Origin of the sequence: Nonomuraea sp. NPDC049750, assembly GCF_040659625.1 — a bacterium.
In the GTDB taxonomy this organism is placed as follows: Bacteria; Actinomycetota; Actinomycetes; order Streptosporangiales; family Streptosporangiaceae; genus Nonomuraea.
In genome coordinates this window covers 38,997-58,902 of the sequence record NZ_JBFANB010000053.1, presented here as the reverse complement: position 1 = coordinate 58,902, position 19,906 = coordinate 38,997, and the positions used below count along the sequence as shown (strand labels likewise).

Genomic DNA, 19,906 nt, shown 5'->3' with positions numbered 1-19,906 from the left:
GACACCCACGCCATCTCGGCGGGTAAGCCGCTGGAAGGCATCGAATACCAGCAGGGCACACTGGCCGGATACGAGGCCCGCCAATACCTGCTGGAGAAATGGGGCCGGACCTGCGCGTACTGCGGCATGGCGGGTACGCCGTTGCAGGTCGAGCACATCCACCCCAAAGCGCGGGGCGGCTCCGACCGGATCGCCAATCTGACGTTGGCGTGCCGGCCGTGCAACCAGGCCAAGAACACCACGCCCGTCGAAGAGTTCCTGCGCAGCAAGCCCGCGCTGCTGGCGCGCATCCTCAAGCAGGCCAAGGCCCCGCTCCGAGACGCCACGGCGGTCAACGCCACCCGCTGGGCGCTGTGGCGGGCACTGACCGCGACCACTCTGCCCGTGGCCACCGGTTCGGGCGGGCGCACCAAATGGAACCGCTCCCGTACGAACGCGCCGAAGTCCCACACCCTGGACGCCCTGCACGTCGGCGAACTCGCGCAGGTGACCGGGTGGCCGGGCCGCGTCCTGGTGATCAAAGCCACCGGCCGCGGCCTCTACAGCCGAACCCGCACCGACCGGTACGGCTTCCCCCGCCTGCGACTTCCCCGAATCAAGCACGTCCACGGGTTCGCCACCGGCGACCTCGTTCGCGCCACCCTCGCCAAAGGCAAGCACGCCGGAGTCCACACCGGACGCGTCGCCGTCCGCACCACAGGCTCCTTCAACATCACCACCGCGACCGGCACCCGCCAAGGCATCAACCACAAACACATCCGCCTGCCCCAAAGAGCCGACGGCTACAGCTACACCGCAAGGCAGGAGACCACCAATGAACGGTGAACCTCAGGGCACACTCAAGCCCTCCAGGGCCTTCCCACTCCCGCTTCCTCCCCGGCGCGAACGCCGGAATATCCACGGGAGGTCCTGATGACCGCCATCACGACGACCCTGCCCGGCCGGGTCGGTCCCGGCGCCACCCTCAGGCAGACCATGACGCTGGCCTGGCGGAGCCTGGTGCAGATCAAGCACAACCCGTGGGAGCTGCTCGACCTCAGCATCCAGCCGATCATGTTCCTGCTGCTGTTCACCTATGTGTTCGGCGGTGCCATCTCCGGCTCGACCGGCGACTATCTGCAGTTCGCCCTGCCGGGCCTGCTGGTCCAGAACGCCCTGTTCTACACACTGTCCACGGCGATCGGGCTCAACACCGACATCACCAAGGGCGTGTTCGACCGGCTGCGCAGCCTGCCGATCGCGCGCACCGCGCCCCTGTCGGGCCGGATCATCGCCGACACGTTCAAGCAGGTGTGGGCGTTCGCGCTGTTAGTCGGGTTCGGGATGGTGCTCGGGTTCCGGGTGACGACCAGCGTGGCGGGGCTGCTCGGGGCGCTGGCGCTGCTGGTGGTCGTGGCGCTGGCGATGTCGTGGATGTCGGTCTTGATCGGGCTCAAGGCGTCGAGTCCGGAGAAGGTGCAGATGATCTCCTTCTCGACGATGATGCCGCTGACGTTCACGAGCAGTGCGCTGGTGCCGGCCGACACCTTCCCCGGCTGGCTGAAGGCCTGGTCCGACGTCAACCCGGTGACCTACCTGGCCGACGCGATCCGCGGCCTGCTGATCGGCGGCGAGATCGCCTGGCCGACGATGGTCTCGCTGCTGTGGTCGGCGGGGTTCGTGGTGGTGTTCGCGCCACTGGCGATCAGGGTCTTCCGCAGCCACGTGTGAGACCGGTTCCCGGCCCGGTCCGTGACCGTCTGTCCGTGACCGTCCGTCCGTCCGTCCGCCCGTGCCCCCGTGACCGTCCGCCCGTGTCCGTCCGTGTTCGCGTACCTGGGCACCTGGTTTTAGCGAGCGCTGTGCCCTGGCAAGCGGACTGGACCCGCATCGCGTCCCCGCACCCGCCGGGCAGGCCGTCCCCCAGCGTCCGCTCGATCGGCCGGTCGGGCGTGGCCATCGTCACGGCGAGGAGAACCAGCAGGCCGAGACCCGGTTCCCCGGCGATCCCCGCGATTCCCGGCCCTGCCGAGCCACCTGCGGGCCGAGGGCGGCGAAGGTCATGGATGTGGCGAAGTTCACTCCTATCTTGCCCGCATTGCACCCGCTTTACGGTCCTTTACCGACCACCGACCCTCGCGAAACGGTCGGCGCACGGCGGATAGCCGCGTAGCATCATGCGGCATGGGGCTGTGTAGCACGGCAAGACGCGTGAGACACATCGCTGTCTCTGTGACAGCGGTGGCTGTCGTGCTCGCGTCGTCCGGTTGCGACTTCCTCATCGGAAGGTCCCAGGCCAAGGAGATCGCCGAGATCAACGTCTCGAGCCCGGAGTTGCGCGCGGGCGAACCGCTGCCGCGCGAATACTCCTGCAAGGGCGCTCAGGGCAGTCCGCCTCTGCGTTGGTCCAGCGAGCCTCTGTCCGACGCCAAGTCGATCGCGATCGTGGTCGACTCTCTCTCACCATCAGAATCCGCCGTCCAGTGGGTGCTCTACAACATCCCCGCGACGACGACCGAGCTGGGGCCGAACGCCGCCGCGAGCCCGCCGGAAGGCGCGAGCCAGGCCAAGGTGACCAGCGGCAAGGCGGGCTACCAGCCCCCCTGCGTGGAGAAGGGCAGCTACCGCTTCAGCGTCTACTCGCTGAACGGCAAGGTCGATGTCCAGGAGGGCGCCCCCCTCTCCGAGGTCTTGAGAAAGATCGCGGACCAGACCATTGCCCGCGGCCGGCTCACGGTGGTGAACATCCAGTGAGACACCGCTCACTAAACGTAGTAATAGTTACCAATTCTTCACGTAGGGTGTGACAACGCTCATAGTGGTCCGACACAATCAGATCCAATCGCTAGGTGCTGGTGATCAAAGGGGGAAGGTCGCGTCGATGGCCGCGCGATCTCACCGGTGCCGCAGGGAGGCCATGGCTTTGAGGGTGGTGCAATGATCGCGGTCGTAGTCAGCTTGGTCGCTGTCGTGCTCCTCGTGCTCGTCGTCGTGGCACTGGGCATGCGTTCCATGAACCGTCGGGAGAGCTCTCTGCCTCCCGAGCGGCTGAAGCAGATGGCCGAGAAGGATGAGAGGACTCAGACGCGTTCCACGGATGAGTTCTCCAAGAGCGAACCGCGCATGAACAACTTCAGCCCTGACTTCAGTCCTATCGGCGAGGCCAAGGCCAAACCGGTACGCACCGGCCAGCGCGGCAAGCGCGGTGTGGACGAGTGGGGCAACCCGCACACCGACGTCGAGGACGAGGAGTTCTGGGCCAACATCCGCAGCGACGCGGAAGAGGGCGGCTTCGGCGCCGGCGGCACGGTCGCGGCGCGCAAGGGCGCCTCCCGCCCCGTCGAGCGTCCTTCAGAGCGTCCTTCAGAGCGCCCCTCCGAACGGCCCGCGGAAAAGCCCGCCCAAAGGCCCGCCGCGCGTACCCCCTCCGCCCGAGCCGCCGCCGAGCGGGAGCGGGAGCGAGAGAAGCAGCCCAGCGCCCAGCGCGAGCAGCAGCGCCCCGCCACCAAGCGGGAGCGGTCCGGCAAGCGGGAGCCCGCCAAGCGCGAGCCCGTCACCGCCGTCGACCCCAACGCGGCCACCGTCCAGGCGCCGCTTCCCGGGCGATCCCAGCGTTCGCGTTCCCAGCGGCCCGCCGCCGCGGCCGCCTCGTCCGGTTCGTCCGGTCTGGCAGACCTCGTGGAGTCGGCGCAGCGTCCGGCACCGACGGCCGCCGAGCTGGCCGACCAGCGCACGATGACGTTCTCCGCGCCGACGCCGCCCGACGTGATGAGCATCCTCGGCGTGGGCGCGCAGCAGGTGACGCCGCCCCAGCCCGGGGCGGGCAGCGGTTCCTTCCCGGCGGTCGGCGGCGGCACCTCGCTGAGCACGAACAGCCCGGCCACCACCAGCGGTTCGTTCCCAGCCACGCCGGCCACCAGCGGGTCCTTCCCCGCTGTCGGCGGCAGCGGCTCGTTCCCCGCCACACCGGCCCCCGCCGCGCCGGTCTCCCCGATCGGCGGCGCGCAGGCCGGCGTCCCGTTCACGGTCTACGGCGCCAACACCGACCCGCTGGAAACCACCTGGACCAACCCGCCGATCGTGCCGACGGCGTCGGGCTCGTGGCCCGCGCTGCAGCACCACGACATCCTCGACGACCCGGCTCCCGCCGCCCCGTCGAGCGACTCCTGGCCGGCCTTCGAGCCGCAGCAGCCCGCCGCCGCCCCCCGCTCCTCCTATCCGGCCTCATATGAGGTACGGGCAGGTTGGGCCGTGGCCGACGACTCCGACCCGCTGACCGGCCCCTCCCCCGCCACCGGCACCCCCACGGCGCCCGCGCGGGCGGTCTCGGCCTACGACGACGTGCTCTCGGCCCCGCCCATGCAGCCGGCGCCGCAGCACTTCGCGTACGAGACGGGTGACATCACCAGCCTCCCGCCCGGCCAGATCGCGCAGACCTTCGCGTACGAGACCGGCGACATCACCAGCATTCCGCCCGGCCAGATGCCGGCGGGCTGGGGCGAGCCGCCGGCGAACAACGCCGCCTGGCCCAACTACGGCGGCACGCCCGAGGCGGGTGCCCGGCAGGGCGGCCGCAACGGCGGCGCCCAGGGCAACAGCGGCGGGCACCGTCGCTCCACCCCCGAGCAGGAATTCCCCGACTACTACCGCTGATCGGCGGCTCCCACGCCGACCGCCGGACGGCGGACGAGTGACGGCGGCCACTCATTAATCTGTAAAGCCGCCGATGACCCCTTAAGCCCCCGGCACGCGGGGCAATAGGGTTCGACGTATGATCGGCACTCTGAGTCGCGTGCTGAGCACGCTCAGGTACGACGTACCTGCCTCGCTCGTGGTCTTCCTCATCGCGGTGCCCCTCTCGCTGGGCATCTCGATGGCCTCGGGTGCCCCCCTGGCCGCCGGGTTGATCGCCGCCATGGTGGGCGGCATCGTGGCGGGCGCGCTCGGCGGCTCCGCCGTACAGGTGAGCGGGCCCGCGGCGGGCCTGTCCCTGGTCGTCGCGGATCTCGTGCAGACGTACGGCTGGCGGGCCACCTGCATGATCACTCTGATCGCGGGGGCGGTGCAGCTGGTGCTCGGGGTCTTCCGGGCGGCCAGGGCGGCGCTGGCGGTCTCGCCGGCGGTCATCCACGGCATGCTCGCGGGCGTCGGCGTGGTCATCGCGCTCTCCCAGCTGCACGTCGTGCTCGGCGGCAGACCGCAGCGCTCGGCCCTGGCCAACATCGTGGAGCTGCCCGCGCAGCTGGCCGATATGCACGGCCACACGGTGGCGGTGGGCCTGCTCACGATCGCCGTGCTGGCGTTGTGGACGCGCCTGCCCAAACGGATCAAGGCCGTGCCGGCGCCGCTGGCCGCGCTGCTGGTGGCCGGCGTGACCGCGTGGGCGTTCGACTGGGACGTCACCCGCATCGACCTGTCCAACGCCGTCACCTCCTGGGCCTTCCCCGTGCTGCCGTCCGGCGACTGGCATCGGATCGTGGCGGCTGTGGTGCTCGTCGCGCTGCTGGCCGGGGTCGAGTCGCTGCTCTGCTCGGTCGCGGTCGACGGCATGCACGACGGCCCCCGCACCGACCTCGACCAGGAGCTGAGCGGTCAGGGCGTGGCCAACATGGTCTCGGGCGCGCTGGGCGGGCTGCCGGTTGCGGGGGTGATCGTCCGCAGCACCGCGAACGTACAGGCGGGCGGGCGCAGCCGGTTCTCGGCGGTCCTGCACGGGGTGTGGGTGGTGGTGTTCGTCCTCGGGTTCGGCTGGACGATCAAGCTGATCCCGATGGAGGCGCTGGCGGCGCTGCTCGTCTTCATCGGCGTGCAGATGGTCAACCTGGGCCATGTCAGGAAGGTGCACGGCCACGGCGAGGTGCCGGTCTACCTGGTGACGATGGGGGCCGTGCTGGTCCTCGGGCTGGCCGAGGGGGTGCTGGCCGGTCTCGCGCTGGCCGCGCTGCTCGCGCTGCGGCGGCTGACCTGGGTCACCGTCAAGACGCGGCCGGAGCAGGACGGGCGCGTCCACGCGACGATCTCCGGCTCGCTCACCTTCCTGGGCGTGCCCAGGCTCACCCACGAGCTGCGCGCCATCCCGCCCGGCACGGCCGTGGACCTCGACCTGAACATCGACTTCATGGACAACGCCGCCTTCGAGGCGATCCACTCCTGGCGGCTGAACCACGAGCGGCTGGGCGGCAGCGTCGACATCGACGAGCTGCACGACGAGTGGTACGCGATGGCGGCCAGCGGGACCCGCCTGTCCCGGACCAAGACGCCGCCGCGGACGCCGGAGCGGTGGTGGCTGCCGTGGTCGCAACGCCACCACCGCCCCGCCCGGCACGGCGCCTCGGCTCCGGGCAACCCCCGTCCAGCCAGCGTGGAGTGCCAGCTGACGGCGGGCGCGCGGGAGTATCACCGGCGTACGGCTCCGCTGGTGCGGCCCATCTTCACCGAGCTGGCCCGCAAGCAGCAGCCCACGCACCTGTTCATCACCTGCGCCGACTCACGGGTCATCCCCAGCCTGATCACCGCGAGCGGCCCCGGCGACCTGTTCACCGTGCGCAACATCGGCAACCTGGTGCCGCGCAGGGGCGCCGAGCCGCACGACGACTCGGTGGTGGCGGCCATCGAGTACGCGACGCAGGTCCTGGGCGTGCACACGATCACGGTCTGCGGGCATTCGGGCTGCGGGGCGATGTGCGGGCTGCTCAGCGGCGGGGTGAAGGCGGGCAGCCTGCCGGGGATGCGGCGCTGGCTGCGGCACGGCTACCACAGCCTGGCCACGTTCATCGAGACCGCCGACGAACCGCTCGACGGCGGGGCGCTGGACCGGCTGTGCAAGGTCAACGTGCAGCAGCAGCTGGAGAACCTGCGGACCTACCGCAAGGTCGACGAGCAGGTGCGGGCCGGGCAGCTGGAGCTGGTGGGCCTGTACTTCGACATCAGCTCCGCCAGGGTGCACATGCTGCCGCCCCTCTCGTCTACGCTCTCCGTGAAGATATGACCGGTTTGTTGGTCGTACGCGAAGAATGTCGGCATGAGAGTACTGGTCATCGGCGGGACGAGATTTCTGGGACGAACCATCGTCGAGGAGGCGCTGGCGCGGGGGCATCAGGTCACGACGTTCAACAGGGGGCAGAGCGGGGCGGATCTGCCGGGTGTGGAGGCCATCCGGGGTGACCGCGAGGTGACCGCGGACCTCGAACGACTGGCCGACGGGCACGCGTGGGACTTCGTGGTCGACACCTCCGGCTATGTACCGCGGGTCGTCGGTGAGTCGGCGCGGGCGCTATCGGGACATGTGGGGACATACGCGTTCATCTCCTCGGTCTCCGCCATCGACGGCTTCCCCGGCAAGCCCGCCACCGAGGGCTCGGGGGTGTGGGACTGCGCGCCGGACGCCGGTCCTGACGACGGTGACTACGGGGTGCTGAAGGGCGGCTGCGAGCGGGCCGTGGAGCAGGGGTTCGACGGCAACGCGCTGATCGTGCAGCCGGGCCTGATCCTCGGCCCGTACGAGAACGTCGGCAGGCTGCCGTGGTGGCTGAACCGGATCTCCCAGGGCGGCCAGGTGCTCGCGCCGGGTGATCCGGGCACGCCGATGCAGCTCGTGGACGCGCGGGACATCGCCGTCTTCACCCTGGACCAGGCGGAGCTCGGTACGGCCGACCGGTTCGCGGTGACCGGGCCCGCGGGCAACACCACGTACGGCGAGTGGCTGGAGCTGGGCAAGGAGGCGACCAGGTCGGACGCGGAGTTCGTCTGGGTGGACGATCGGTTCCTCGTCGATCAGGGGGTGGGGACGTTCGTGGAGCTGCCGTTGTGGGGCGGGCCGCCGTCGGAGGAGATCGCCAACTTCTGGAGCGTGCCCACGGCCAAGGCCGAGGCGGCCGGGCTGCGCGTACGGCCGGTGGCGGAGACGGTGCGGGACACGTGGGCGTGGCTGCGTGACGTGCCCGAGGCGGAGCGGTCGTACGGGGCCAAGGCGCTGCACGGCATCGCGCCCGAGAAGGAGGCGGCGGTGCTGGCCGCTTGGGCCGCCCGCTCTGCGTAGTCGTCCACAGGCCGCGGAGCGCCCGTTCTGCGTAATCGTCCACAGACCGCTGGGCGGCGGCGGGTTAGCGTCTATGGTGTCGCGCTTGGCAGTCCTTGGTCCCCCACCCTGGCCCGGCGCGGCGGCCGGTCCTCAATCCCAGGGGCCGGAGGGGCGGAGGTATCCGCTGTCAGTGGTAGCGGGACAGCCGGGTGGTCACCTCCGCCCCTCACCACGCACGGCGGCTCATACTCAAGTCCTGGTTCGGCCAGGAGCCGAGGGGACGTGGGCCAACAAGGCGTCGAGAGCGGCGGGCTCGGCCGCGCCGCCCGCCGCCAGGACGACGCCCTGCCGGTCGGTCAGTACGGCGTACGGCGGCCAGGGGATGCCGTGACGGTCGAACACCCCGGGATCGATGACCAACGGTAACCCGACCCCCTGCGCCGCCAGGTAGTCGCGGACCTGCCCCTCCTCCGCAGCGCTCACCAGGACGACATCCACCTGCTCCGCCGCGACGAAGGCGGGCAGCATGGCGCCGCAGAGACCGCAGGTCGGCGCGATCAGCGCGTAAAGGACGCCGGGCCGTTCAGAGGTGCCGGGCCTTTCAGCGGCGCCGGGCCCTTCGGAGGCGAGGGCCACCGCAGGTGGGGTCACGTCCCAGTGGGTGCCGGGGCGGGGGCCGACGCGGCCGCGCTCCACGGCTCCGATCAACCGGGCCGGTACGAAGGTCAGCACGAGGTACGCCGCTCCCACGAGCAGGTGGACGGGGGCGAACGGGGAAGGTCCCGCGACGGCGGCCATGACCGCCAGCACCGCGAGCAGGCCGGTACGCGTCATGGTGGCGGTGCCGACGAGGCCGTGGTCGCCGAAGCAGCCGCAACCGACGCTCAGCCCGCGCCACAGCACGGACGCCATCGCGGCGAGGAAGACGGCGAACAGCGCCGCCGCGAGCAGCGCGCCCCAGCGCCGGGTGGGTGGCGCGATGAGCAGCCCCGCCGCCGCCAGCTCCGCCATCACCACCGCGACGGCGGCGACGACCGTGAGCCGCCGCGGGATCAGCCGGTAACCCGCGATGTCGGCGGCGAATCCTGCCAGGTCACGGGCCTTGCTCACGGCCGCGTACAGCAGGACCGCGATCAGCGCCGAATAGGCCGACGACAGAACGATCATGTGGCCGCGTCCCGGTAGGCCTGGGCCTGCAGGGTGTACATGTCGGCGTAGAGGCCGCCCTCCTCCATGAGCTCGGCATGCGTGCCCTGCTGGGCCACCCGCCCATGGTCGAGAACGTAGATGCGGTCGGCGTACCGGACGCTGGCCAGCCGGTGCGTGATGAGGACGATGGAGCGGCCGTCGGCGTACTTGCGGATGCGCTCGAACAGGGCGTGTTCGGCGCGGGCGTCCAGCGCGGAGGTGGGCTCGTCGAAGATCACCAGGGCGGCGTCGCGGTAGAAGCCGCGGGCCACGGCGATCCGCTGCCACTGCCCGCCCGACAGGTCGTGGCCGCCTCGAAAGCGCTGGTCGAGCAGCGAGTCGTACCCCTGCGACAGTCCGGCCACCACTGCGTCGGCCCCGGCGGCGGCCGCGGCGGCGGCCAAGCGGCCTTCGTCCAGCGGGCGGCCCATGAGGATGTTCTCGCGAAGGGTCAGCGGCCAGCGGGTGTGGTCCTGGGCGATCACCGAGATGAGCCCGCGGGTGTCGAGGTCGGCCAGGTCGGCGCCGTCCCAGCGGATCGTCCCCGAGTCCGGCCGGTACAGTCCGGCCAGCAGTTTGGCCAGCGTGGTCTTGCCGGAGCCGTTCTCCCCGACCAGCGCGATGACCTCGCCGAACCCCACCTCGACGCTGATCCCGTTGAGCGTGGGACCGCTCGCCCCCGGGTAGCTGAAGGTCACCTGGTCGGCGGCCAGCCGCCCGGACGGTTCCGGCGCCGCCGTACCGGATGGCTGTCGCACGCGTGAGGCGGCCAGCTCGCGGAAGGACAGGTAGTCGCCGAAGTAGAGGCCCGCCTCGTACAACCGGTTCATCATCTGCACCAGCGCGGCGAGCGACATCTGGCCGGCGCGGATGGCCAGCACGGCCGCGCCCGCCACCGAGAGCGGGATGACGCCGACGGCCAGCAGCCCGGCGAGCGCGGCGTAGACGGCGACGGTCGCGGCGCCGGTCAGCACGTCGCCTGCGGCTTTGGTGACGGCACGGCGGCGCGCGACGTCGAGCTGCACGTCCTGTTCGAGGTCGGCGACGTTCGCGTACTCGCCGAGCAGGAAGTCGCGCAGCGCGAACGCGCGCACCTCGGCGGCGGGCAGCCGCTCGGCCATCAGGTCCGACAGCATGAACTTGCGCCGCCGCGCGGCCGACAGCCGGTAGTACCCCTGGTACTGCAGGCGCGCCGCCCGCACCGCGGCCCAGCCCGCGGGTACGACCGTGACCAGCAGCAGCGGCGTCAGGAGCGGGTGCATGAGGCCGAGCGCCACGGCCGAGGCCAGCACGCCGACGGCGCCGCCGATCACGGCGATCGTCGCCTCGACCACGCCCGCGGCATCGGGCACGCCGCTGTCGCGGGCTCTGCGCATCGCGTTGTGGAACTCGTCGTCGTCGAACGCGGTCAGCTCCACCTGGGTGGTCAGCTCGAAGAGCCGCGTCTCGGCCAGCCGTTCGACCTCTACCTTGAGCCGCGCCTGGGCCCAGGTGGCGGCGGTCAGCAGCGCCCCGCGCAGCGCGGCGGCGGCCGCGACCAGCGCCAGCGAGGGCAGCGCCGCCCGGACGCGCTCGGGCGTGGGCCCGCCGGCGAACAGCGAGGCGAGCACGTCGGACGTCGCGACCAGGCCGTAGACGGTGAAGATGCCGGCCGCCAGGTTCCCGGCCAGCGCGATGATCGTGTCGCGGCGGTGCGCCTCCCATGCCATGCGCAGCGCGGACATCACCAGGTATGGCAGGCGACGCGCGATCTTCGCCATGCTCGCCGTCAGGAGTTCGTCGCCATGGCTCTCCCAGTAGGCGAGCGCCAGCCCCGACCTGTCCGCCGCGACGTCCGGGGGACGCTTCTTCCAGAACGCTTTCATGCGGGAAGCCAGGGGATCACCCAGCCAATCTAAGTGACCGTTGTGTCGCCGTAAAGCCCTGTTGTAAACGATTCCGCCTCCGCACTGCTGGGGCAAGGAATCCTGTTCCGTGACGCCTGGACATATTTGATGAGTTGTGAACATAATGCGTCCGTTTGGCCGCGACAGGCGATTCCCATCGCGGTCAAGGCACGGGTAACGGCACTTATCCAGCGCCGTCCCGAGGCTCAAGCCCCACATCGGCCGCCTACCGGTGGCCAAGGAAGGAGCCCTCATGTCCGTTCTTACACTGGAGCCCCGCGACGCGGGCGTTCTGGAGTACGAGGACCTCGCCGTCGACTTCGAAGGCGAGCTCACCGCGCTGCTCCATGGCCCTCAGGCCTGCGTGAACACCTGCAAGCGTACCGTTTGCTCGACGTTCCCCTGCTGCCCTTCGATCGTGTAATCGGGCGGTAACGCGTACGGCGTTCCGCGGCGGCGCGCTCCTTGCGCCGTACCGCTGTGGAAAGGCCATCGGTGCACTTCCGGTGGCCTTTCTTCGGGCATCCGGCCGGTCGGTGCAGAAGGGTTTTCTCGTTGACGGTAAATGTGATTGTTTCCCTTACCCATTTTGCCGAGTCGAACACTAGGGAAATCTATGAGGGCGACACCTGGGTCAGCGTCCACGACCCGCGTGCCACCACCCCCAACCAGGGCTGGAAGCTGCACGTCTCCGCCCGTCCCGGCACCCTGGGCGACACGCTCGACCGGGTCCTGCCCGTCCTGGCCGACGTGTCCTGCGACTTCAAGGTCGCCTGCTCGCCCGAGAAGCTCGCGGAGCTCAACTCCGGAGACCTCGACCCTGGCGCGGTCGGCAAGGCCATCACCGTCTACCCGCGGCCCGAAGAGGTCGTCCCCCTCGGTCACCGGCTGGCCGAGGCGCTGGCGGGGCTGGCCGCGCCGCGCATCGTCAGCGATCGCCAGGTGCGCCGCGACGCGCCGGTCTATTACCGGTACGCCCCCTTCGCCCCCCAGTACCGCGTGGACGAGAACGGCGACTTCGAGCTGATCATCGTCAGCCCCGACGGCGAGCACCTGCCGGGCGCGGCGGGACCCGAGTTCTCCTGCCCGCCGTGGGCGACCGACCCGTTCCGCCCGCAGGACGGCGTCCCCGACGCGCCTCGGGCGATCGGGTTGGACGCCGCAGAGGCGCCCGCCAGGCTCATCGGCAACCGGTACCGCATCACATCCGGTGTCGCGCGCGGCCCGCGCGGCAACGTCTACCGGGCCGAGGACGCCGACGGCCGGCCGGTCGTGGTCAAGGAGGCCCGCGCCTACGTGGGCGAGAACGCCGAGGGCTGGGACCTGCGCATGTACCTGCGCAACGACCTTCGCATCCTCAAGGCCCTGGACGGCGTCGCGGGCATCCCCACGCCGATCGACCACTTCCGGCACGGCGAGGACGAGTTCCTTGTCATGACCGACGCCGGCAGTCTGGACCTCAACCGGTTCGTCGGCGAGCGGGGCCGCTTCACCGAGAACGGCGGCGACCGGGACCTCACCGCGCTGGCGGGGCGGCTGCTGGAGGTGCTGGACGCCGTGCACGCGCGCGGCGTCGTCGTCAGGGACTTCTCCCCCAAGAACGTGGTGCTCGGCGAGGACGGCCGCTGCACGCTGATCGACTTCGGCAACAGCAGGTACGAGGGGCTGCAACTGCCCGGATGGAGCCGTGGCTACAGCGTGCCCGGCCAGCAGGCGGACCGCCCCTCCGAGCCCGCCGACGACTACTTCTCGCTCGGGGCGACGCTGTTCTTCTCGGCGACCGGGATGAACCCCATCATGATCGACCCCGACCCGGCCAGGAACGTCGAACGGACGCTGATGTGCCTGGCGCGGATGTTCCCCGGCGTCACGACGGGCGTCGTCGGGCTGCTGCCGCGCCTGTTCAGCCTCGACGCCGAGGAGCGGGTGGCGGCCGCGGCCGACATGAGGGCTGACGTGAGGGCCGGTGTGAGCGCCGACGCCGAGGCAGGGCGGGCGGGTCGTACGGTGTCGCGGTCTGACGGGGTGCGGTTCAGCGGTGCGCTGCTGTCGCAGGTCCTGGATCACACCACCCGCGTGTGCGTACGGTTCGCGGAGGGCCTGATGGACGGCCCGGCCGACGCCCGGACGTCGAGCCCGCCGGTGACGAACGTCTACGGCGGGTCGGCCGGGGTCGGCATGGAGCTGCTGCACCACCCCGAGGCCAAGACCGTCGCCGCCGACCTGGCCCGCTGGACGGCGCGCGTCATGCCGCCGACCAAGCTTCCCCCGGCGCTGTACTTCGGCCGCACGGGAACGGCGCTGTTCCTGGCCGCCGCGCGACTGACCGCCGTCCCCGAACTGCCGGACCCCGGCCCGATCGTTCTGGAGGGCGAGCAACGCGCGGACCAGGCGCACGGCGTCGCCGGCATCGGCGCGGGGCACCTCTCGCTGGCCGCGCTGGAACAGGATCCGCGCCACCTGGAAGTGGCCGCCGAGTGCGCCAGGCTGCTCGTCTCCGGCGAGGTGACGGACTCCAAGGACGCGGTGGCACCGGCCCAGGCGGGTTCGGGCGTCAACGTGGAGATGGCCTTCGCCCACGGCGCCGCCGGCTGCGCGGAGTTCCTGCTCTCCTACCACGAGGCCACCGGCGACCACGACGCCGGACAGGCGGCCAGGGAACGCTTCGAGTCGCTGGCCACCGCCACCGAGGCCATGCTCGGCGAGCTCACCGGGCCGGACGCCAAGGCCATGGGCGCGTCCTGGTGCCAGGGCGTCTCCGGCATCCTCGGCCCGCTGGCGCACGCGGCCACCACGTACGGCGAGGACCGCTACCTCGACCTGGCGGAGCGGGGCGCCCGCGCGAGCCTGGCCATCGCGCCGCAGGCATGGGTCGTGTCCCAGTGCTGCGGCCTGGCTGGCATCGGCGAGGCGCTGATCGACCTGGCGATGGCCACCGGCGACGACTCCTACTGGCGCGGCGCCGAAGAGATCGTCGAGCTGATGCTGATGCGCGCCGGCGGCGAGCTCTCGGCACCGGTCTTCACCGGCAACGACCTCGACAAGCCCGGCTACACCTGGGCGACGGGTGCGTCCGGCGTCCTGTCGTTCCTGCGCCGCCTCGACCGCCGCACCGGCTCCCGCCTGTGGACGGCGAACTGGCGGCTGCCCGTATGAAGCTCAGCGCAGGCGGCGGGCGGCGGCCAGGGCGGCCTCCGTCTGGATGGTGACGATCCGGTCGAGCGGGTCGGCGAGCTGGACCAGCTGGCCCTCGGCCTCCGCGCAGAGGCGCCCCATGCGCTCCTCCAGCGCGGCCCGGACGGCCGTCAGGTCGGCCGGGCGGTTGCCCGCCGCCGCCTCGGCCGCCAGCAGCCGCAGGAACATGGCGCAGGCCCGTAGCGGCAGGCGGCGCACCGTGTCGTGCATGCCGCTCGCCTCGGCCCGCGTGACGGTCCTGGCGGCGTCCTCCCGGTCCACCGCGCCTTCGAGCGAGGAGACCAGCAGGTCGCAGACGGCGAGCGTGTCGTCCACCGCCGCGTGGAACGGGGTGTGCGCGACGCACCGCGGCCGGACGTCCATACGCGCGCGGGCCAGCGGCTCGATCTCCTCGCGCAGCCGTACCGCGGCCGCCTTGACCAGGTGGCCGAAGGAGAGCCCGGCGTCCGAGGGGTCGTCGCACCCCGGAGTGGTCCACAGGGGCACCTCGGCGATCAGCGTGAACGTGCCGTAGCGGTCGGCGTAGTGCCAGCTCGACGCCCCGTACGTACGAGGCGCGCGCGCGTCGCCGCCCGTCTCCACGAAGTCGATGTGCTCGGCCGGCGGCAGCAGCGTGACGCCGGGACCCGCGACCTGGTAGCCGACGGTGTCGATGGGCCCCAGGTCCAGCGGGACGCCCTGGCTCGCGGCGATCGAGGCCAGCTCGGCGGCCAGACCGGGCACGTCGCGGGTGATCTGGAAGTACGCGCCGCCGAAGTCGGCGTTGTGCAGCGACAGCATGAACACGGGCCGCAGCTCGTCGATGACCCGCATCAACGCCAGGGTCTCCGGCAGCGGCCGGTCGAACTGCTTGCGCCCGGCATGGATGGGAAAGGTCCATTCGGGCTGGTCGCTCATGGACGGCCGGTAGAAGTGGCGGTGGTAGTGGCTGATCGTGTACGGGCCCGCGTACCAGCCCTCGTTCAGCCGGGCGCCGTCGGGATCCACGCACGCGATGAAGTGCCAGGTGAACCCGCTCCGCTCCGCCGCGTTCTCGCACAGCACAGAGGCCAGGCGGAGCACGGTCAGGAAGCCGGCGGGCTCGTTGGCGTGGGGGCCGCCGAACACCAGGGCGTTCTGGGACCCGTCCCCGATCGAGACCAGTTCCAGCGGCTCGCCCCGCCGGGAGGCGCCAACGAGGCGTCTGCGGCAGGTCGCGGGGAACCGGTCGCACAGCTCCCGCAGTAACGCGGCCATGTCGTCGATGGTCGGGATCACGCGCATGGGGGAAGCCTCTCAAGCGCGCGCCGCCACGTCACGTGGCCGATACAGGACGTTTCGCAACCTCGCCCGCCCCGAAGATCCCCGCCGAACGCAACCTCGCCCGCCCCGTAGGATCCCGGCCTCGCCCGTCAGGCGGGATCCCCGCAGACCTGGCAGGTGTCGAGCCGGGTGATGGGCTGCTCCGTCGTCGCCATCGTCAGGAGGTCGAAGTGGACCACCCGGCCGACCAGGGCCGGCGGGACCACGCCGGTGAGATAGCGGACCGCCTCGGCGGCGACGAACCCGGCCACGATGGCGCAGAGCGGGCCGAACGCCGGAATGCTCCGCCCCTGGTTCAGTATGGCGGGCAGCTCCCACCCATCGTTGCGGACCCGCAGCTCCTCCTCCAGGCAGGCCAGGCAGGCCGAGCTCCCCGGCACGACCAGCGGTCCCGCGATGCCCAGGTGCTGGCTGAACCCGCCCGGCAGGAGCGGCACCCCGGCGGCCACGCAGCCGGCGTTCATCCATTGGCGGATCTGCGGCTGCGGGCTGTCGGCCGTGGCGATGACCAGGTCCGCGTCCGCGACCAGGTCCGCGACGTCCCCGGCGCCGGTCAGCGTGCGGTGGTGTGTCTCCACCTTGACCTCCGGGCTGTGCTCGGCGAGCCTGCGGGCGGCCGTGTACACCTTCGGGCTCCCGACGTCCTCCGCCGAATAGAGGTATTGGCGGTGGAGGTTGGACTCGTCGACGTCGTCCTGGTCGACGAGCCGTAGCCGCCCCACCCCGGCGGTCGCCAGTTGCAGGGCGACGAAGCCGCCGATCCCGCCGACGCCGAGGACGGCCACCGTACGCCCGGCGAGGTCCCCGGCCATCTCGGCGGCCCGTGACGCGGGCTGGAACATGGAGAAGAACAGGGCCTGCCGCGACGTGGGAACGTGGCGCGTCAGCAGCTCGACGTCCTGCTCCTCGACCAGGATCCGGGCCGCGAGCAGAGCGGTGATGGCCTGGTCCACCTCGGCCGCCGTGACGCCGCCGATCCCCGCCGTGAGGCTGACCAGTTCCTCGCGGGGCAGGGCGGTGGAGGCGCACCGCCGTACCAGCTCGCGTAGGGCCGGAGAGGCGGACTTGAGCACCTTTCCGGTGCCCGGCAGGTCGCCCAGCCGGACTAGTTCGCGGCGGTCCTCAATGAACAGGGGAAACGCCGGGTTGACCAGAACGCGCGACAATTATCCGCTCCACGTCAGAAAAAGGCGCGGGATCGGCGACCCGGGTGGCCACCAATCCCGCGATGAGTATCAGCTGTTGCTGTTACCGCACGTGAGCTCCACTGCCTCTATCTCGGCAATCGTGATCTCCATGCAGTCCCCCCTCCTGATGATGCTGGGACATTTGGGGCTATAGCGAAGAAATGTCCTCGAGCGAGGAAGGTAGTTTCCCCAACCGCCAGTGTCCACCGCTTTGGGGATAAATGACCCACTTGAGCCAGTTTGTTCAGTAGCCCGTCTCCGAAACGGGCTTTACGGGGAAGCCCTATCAGGCCGGTCAAGGCGCCGCGGCCGTTGGCCTGTTCCACCGGCGGCCGTCGGTTCGGCTCCTACTCGTCACGGACGAGCGGCTCGAAGGCGTGCGCGTGCTCGGCCGCCCACGAGCGGAACGTGCGCGCCGCGGTCGCGGCCACCTCCTCCACAGTGGCGGTGACCGGCGCCGGGCCGAGCGTCATCTCGGCCTGGGCGCGCAGGATGCCGTCCACGGCCGCCGCCGGCCAGCGGCGGGCCAGCATCTGCCGCCGCGCGTCCTCCGGCGAGGTCTCCTCCCAGCGCACGGGGTGGCCGATCACCTCGCCGATGACGCGTACCTGCTCGGCCTGGGTCAGGGAGTGCGGCCCGGTCAGCTCGTACACGGAGCCGGCATGCCGGTCCTGGGTCAGTGCCCGCACCGCGACCGCGGCGATGTCCCGCTCGTGCACGAGGGACATCGCGGCCTGACCGTACGGCTCCCGCACCACTCCCCCGCCGCGGATCTGCTCGGCCCAGCGCAGGGCGTTGGCCGCGAAGGCATGCGGGCGCAGGATCGTCCATTGCCGCCCAGACCGTTCGATCAGCCGCTCGGCCCGCCGTTCATGATCACGCACAGCCGCCGACGACAGGTACACCACTCTGCGGGTCGCGGCCATCAGCTTGAGCACCATCTCCAGCCCCTCGGCCGAGGCGAACGGCCAGACCAGGAACACCGCCTCGACCCCGTCGAAAGCGGCGCGCAGAGAATCAGGGACCGACAGGTCACCGCGCACGCCCTCGACGGTCGGTGGCAGATCGACCGGTTCCCGGGTCAGCGCGCGAACCTCGACCCCGATTTCCACCAGCTGTGCCATCACCTGACGACCGACCGTACCGGTCGCCCCGGTGACCAGAATCCTTTGCGGCATCGTGCGCCTCCCATCAGTGGTCCTACTGATGGTCAACCGTAGGAGGAACAGATGAGATGGCCAATGCCTAAAAGTCTGGCATTCATACGCCATCGTCTTCAGCTTGAAAGTCTCAGACGGCGAGTCGCCCCAGGCCGCGGTCGACGACCGTGATCAGCAGGAACAGCGTCGCGGCGCCGATCATGACCCAGGCCAGCACGTGCATGCCGCCGGTGTCGGCGTGCCGGCCGAAGGCGAACGCGGACGCGGACGCGACCATCGAGCCCATGTACGAGAAGGTACGGAGCAGCCCGGACGAGGCGCCCATGCGCTCCGGATCGGCCTGCCGGTACACCGAGTTCTGCAGCCCGAGGTTGTTGAGCCCCTGCGGCACGCCGAACACCAAGGCGACGACGAGCAACGTCCAGACCGGGCTGTCCGCGTACAGGAACAGCATCAGCACGCACGCGACGATCTGTCCGACCGCGCCGACGACGAGCTTGCCCCACACTCCCTTGCGGCGGCCGGTGAGCGTGGAGACGACGATGGCCAGCAGGAACATCGGCAGCTGTACGAGCCCGGCCTGGGAGGCGGACAGGCCGCGGCCCTCCTCCACCCACTGGGTGAAGCCGAAGAGGAAGGCGTAGGCGACGACGTACGCGACCAGGGCACGCGCGTAGGTGGCGAGCAGGGGGCGGTTGCCGCCGAGCACTCGCAGGTCGATGAACGGCTCGAAGGCGCGCAATTCGCGCCACACGAACGCGGCGGCCGCCGCGGCGGCGATGGCGAGCAGGTACAGCGCCCCGACGCTCAGGTTCATCAGGAACAGCAGCAACGCCATGAGCATTACCGTGAACAGCCCGGCGCCGGGGAGATCCAGTCGCGCGGCGATGCCGCCGCGGCTGCTGGGCGGAGTTTTCGGCAGCCGCAGCGCGCCGAGGATCAGCGCACCGGCGGCGAGCGGGATGTTCAGGGCGAAGGTGGCCCGCCAGCCGCCGACGCGGATCAGCAGACCGCCGAGCGCGGGGCCGATGACCGCGACGGTCTGGGTGGCGACGGCGAGTGTGGTGAGCACCCCGCGAGGATTGTCGTTCCCGGTACGGTCCGCCTCGCGGCGCAGCAGCGACATCGCGGCCGGGTATCCGGCGCAGGTGCCGAAGCCGAGCACCACCCGGGCCGCGATGAGGACGCCCAGGTTGGGGGCGTACATCCCGACGACGCCCGCGACGCCGACGAGGGCGGCGCCGATCAGGAAGAGGCGGCGCGACCCGAAGAGGTCGATGAGGCGCCCGACGACCGGCTGCCCGAGCGCGGTGGCGAAATAGAGCGCCGAGACGAGCCAGGCGGTCTCCGAGGGCGGGGCCCCGAAGGCGACGCCGATGGGGACGAGCGCGACAGCGATGATCGTCGAGTTGATCGGGTTGAGCACCGAACCGAGGATCATCGGCGGTATCAGGCGACGATCGAACCGCCTGCCCGGGTCGCCCCTTGCGCTGCCGCCTGTGTGCGGCGTCGCGTCGGTGGTTGCCGGGGGCTTGTTGTCGTCGCTCATGGTTCGATCAGCTTCTCCAGGACGGCCATCGCCTTCACGATCATCTGCCGCTCACTCTCGGTGCACCGCTCCTCCAGGACGCGCGCCAGCCAGGCCTGGCGGGCCGCACGGTCGCCCTCGGCACGTTCGCGACCGGGGTCGGTGAGGGTGACAAGCCGCTTGCGGCCGTCATCGGGATCGGGGTGACGCTCCACGAGCCCGAGGCGGGAGAGCGCCGCGACCGTGGTGGCCATGGACTGCGGGCGTACGCCTTCCACAGCCGCGAGATCACTCGCCGTGGCGGGCCCGTTCTGGGAAAGCCGGGCAAGGACGGACGCCTGGGAGAGGGTGATGTCCGCGGCGTCGTTCACATTCAGGATGCGGCGGCGCAGGCGGCCGATGGTCACCCGGATGGCGCGCGCGGTGCGGACGGCGGAGGCGTCCTCGGTCTTGTCACCCAC

15 protein-coding genes are annotated in these 19,906 nt (G+C 71.0%); 8 read left to right on the top strand and 7 right to left on the bottom strand.

What is annotated here, in order from left to right; genetic code table 11:
* The 6 genes from iscB to AB0J16_RS57155 form a co-directional block, all read left to right on the top strand.
* A partial coding sequence (gene iscB / locus AB0J16_RS57180; RefSeq protein ID WP_358557097.1) for an RNA-guided endonuclease IscB occupies window positions 1-825 on the top strand: 825 nt, incomplete at its 5' end.
* Window positions 826-912: 87 nt separating this feature from the next.
* Window positions 913-1,710 carry an ABC transporter permease gene (locus AB0J16_RS57175; protein ID WP_358557094.1) on the top strand — a complete coding sequence of 266 codons (798 nt, stop codon included), beginning with the start codon at window positions 913-915 and terminating at the stop codon, window positions 1,708-1,710.
* Window positions 1,711-2,211: 501 nt separating this feature from the next.
* Window positions 2,212-2,733, top strand: a complete 522-nt coding sequence (locus AB0J16_RS57170; RefSeq protein ID WP_358557091.1) for a YbhB/YbcL family Raf kinase inhibitor-like protein — start codon at window positions 2,212-2,214, stop codon at window positions 2,731-2,733.
* A gap of 183 nt (window positions 2,734-2,916) precedes the next feature.
* Window positions 2,917-4,632, top strand: a complete 1,716-nt coding sequence (locus AB0J16_RS57165) for a hypothetical protein (RefSeq protein WP_358557089.1) — start codon at window positions 2,917-2,919, stop codon at window positions 4,630-4,632.
* 118 nt (window positions 4,633-4,750) lie between these two features.
* Window positions 4,751-6,967, top strand: a complete 2,217-nt coding sequence (locus tag AB0J16_RS57160) for a bifunctional SulP family inorganic anion transporter/carbonic anhydrase (protein ID WP_358557086.1) — start codon at window positions 4,751-4,753, stop codon at window positions 6,965-6,967.
* A gap of 33 nt (window positions 6,968-7,000) precedes the next feature.
* Window positions 7,001-8,017, top strand: a complete 1,017-nt coding sequence (locus AB0J16_RS57155) for an NAD-dependent epimerase/dehydratase family protein (protein WP_358557083.1) — start codon at window positions 7,001-7,003, stop codon at window positions 8,015-8,017.
* A 231-nt stretch (window positions 8,018-8,248) separates the two neighbouring features.
* On the opposite strand, the gene AB0J16_RS57150 is transcribed toward AB0J16_RS57155, so the two are convergent.
* Both AB0J16_RS57150 and AB0J16_RS57145 read right to left on the bottom strand, forming a co-directional pair.
* On the bottom strand, window positions 8,249-9,166 hold the full coding sequence (locus AB0J16_RS57150) for a MauE/DoxX family redox-associated membrane protein (protein ID WP_358557080.1): 918 nt from the start codon (window positions 9,164-9,166) through the stop codon (window positions 8,249-8,251).
* Window positions 9,163-11,052, bottom strand: a complete 1,890-nt coding sequence (locus AB0J16_RS57145) for an ABC transporter ATP-binding protein (RefSeq protein ID WP_358557078.1) — start codon at window positions 11,050-11,052, stop codon at window positions 9,163-9,165. Before AB0J16_RS57145 ends, AB0J16_RS57150 begins: the two co-directional genes overlap by 4 nt.
* 274 nt (window positions 11,053-11,326) lie before the next feature.
* Between AB0J16_RS57145 and AB0J16_RS57140 the strand changes: the two genes are divergently transcribed.
* Together AB0J16_RS57140 and lanL are read left to right on the top strand one after the other, a co-directional pair.
* Window positions 11,327-11,497 carry an SflA family class IV lanthipeptide gene (locus AB0J16_RS57140; RefSeq protein ID WP_225289182.1) on the top strand — a complete coding sequence of 57 codons (171 nt, stop codon included), beginning with the start codon at window positions 11,327-11,329 and terminating at the stop codon, window positions 11,495-11,497.
* A 143-nt stretch (window positions 11,498-11,640) separates the two neighbouring features.
* Window positions 11,641-14,229: a class IV lanthionine synthetase LanL gene (gene lanL / locus AB0J16_RS57135; protein WP_358557075.1), complete on the top strand. Its 2,589-nt coding sequence runs from the start codon at window positions 11,641-11,643 to the stop codon at window positions 14,227-14,229.
* 3 nt (window positions 14,230-14,232) lie between these two features.
* On the opposite strand, the gene AB0J16_RS57130 is transcribed toward lanL, so the two are convergent.
* The 5 genes from AB0J16_RS57130 to AB0J16_RS57110 all read right to left on the bottom strand — a co-directional run bounded on the left by AB0J16_RS57130 (window position 14,233) and on the right by AB0J16_RS57110 (window position 19,906).
* Window positions 14,233-15,531, bottom strand: a complete 1,299-nt coding sequence (locus tag AB0J16_RS57130) for a M14 family zinc carboxypeptidase (RefSeq protein ID WP_358557073.1) — start codon at window positions 15,529-15,531, stop codon at window positions 14,233-14,235.
* Between the two features lie 128 nt (window positions 15,532-15,659).
* The gene (locus tag AB0J16_RS57125; protein WP_358557070.1) at window positions 15,660-16,736 is read right to left on the bottom strand and encodes a TOMM precursor leader peptide-binding protein; all 1,077 of its coding nucleotides are present in this window, start codon (window positions 16,734-16,736) and stop codon (window positions 15,660-15,662) included.
* Between the two features lie 368 nt (window positions 16,737-17,104).
* Complete coding sequence (locus AB0J16_RS57120) at window positions 17,105-17,935, bottom strand: NAD(P)H-binding protein (protein WP_358557068.1); 831 nt, start codon at window positions 17,933-17,935, stop codon at window positions 17,105-17,107.
* 112 nt (window positions 17,936-18,047) lie between these two features.
* Window positions 18,048-19,466, bottom strand: coding sequence for an MFS transporter (locus AB0J16_RS57115; RefSeq protein ID WP_358557065.1), 1,419 nt, complete (start codon window positions 19,464-19,466; stop codon window positions 18,048-18,050).
* Complete coding sequence (locus AB0J16_RS57110) at window positions 19,463-19,906, bottom strand: MarR family transcriptional regulator (RefSeq protein ID WP_358557063.1); 444 nt, start codon at window positions 19,904-19,906, stop codon at window positions 19,463-19,465. The genes AB0J16_RS57115 and AB0J16_RS57110 overlap by 4 nt, the downstream gene beginning before the upstream one ends.

Coding starts and splice junctions, on each gene's coding strand:
- AB0J16_RS57175 (WP_358557094.1), top strand. CDS start 913: ATGACCGCCATCACGACGACCCTGCCCGGCCGGGTCGGTCCCGGCGCC.
- AB0J16_RS57165 (WP_358557089.1), top strand. CDS start 2,917: ATGATCGCGGTCGTAGTCAGCTTGGTCGCTGTCGTGCTCCTCGTGCTC.
- AB0J16_RS57160 (WP_358557086.1), top strand. CDS start 4,751: ATGATCGGCACTCTGAGTCGCGTGCTGAGCACGCTCAGGTACGACGTA.
- AB0J16_RS57155 (WP_358557083.1), top strand. CDS start 7,001: ATGAGAGTACTGGTCATCGGCGGGACGAGATTTCTGGGACGAACCATC.
- AB0J16_RS57150 (WP_358557080.1), bottom strand. CDS start 9,166: ATGATCGTTCTGTCGTCGGCCTATTCGGCGCTGATCGCGGTCCTGCTG.
- AB0J16_RS57145 (WP_358557078.1), bottom strand. CDS start 11,052: ATGAAAGCGTTCTGGAAGAAGCGTCCCCCGGACGTCGCGGCGGACAGG.
- AB0J16_RS57140 (WP_225289182.1), top strand. CDS start 11,327: ATGTCCGTTCTTACACTGGAGCCCCGCGACGCGGGCGTTCTGGAGTAC.
- AB0J16_RS57130 (WP_358557073.1), bottom strand. CDS start 15,531: ATGCGCGTGATCCCGACCATCGACGACATGGCCGCGTTACTGCGGGAG.
- AB0J16_RS57120 (WP_358557068.1), bottom strand. CDS start 17,935: ATGCCGCAAAGGATTCTGGTCACCGGGGCGACCGGTACGGTCGGTCGT.
- AB0J16_RS57115 (WP_358557065.1), bottom strand. CDS start 19,466: ATGAGCGACGACAACAAGCCCCCGGCAACCACCGACGCGACGCCGCAC.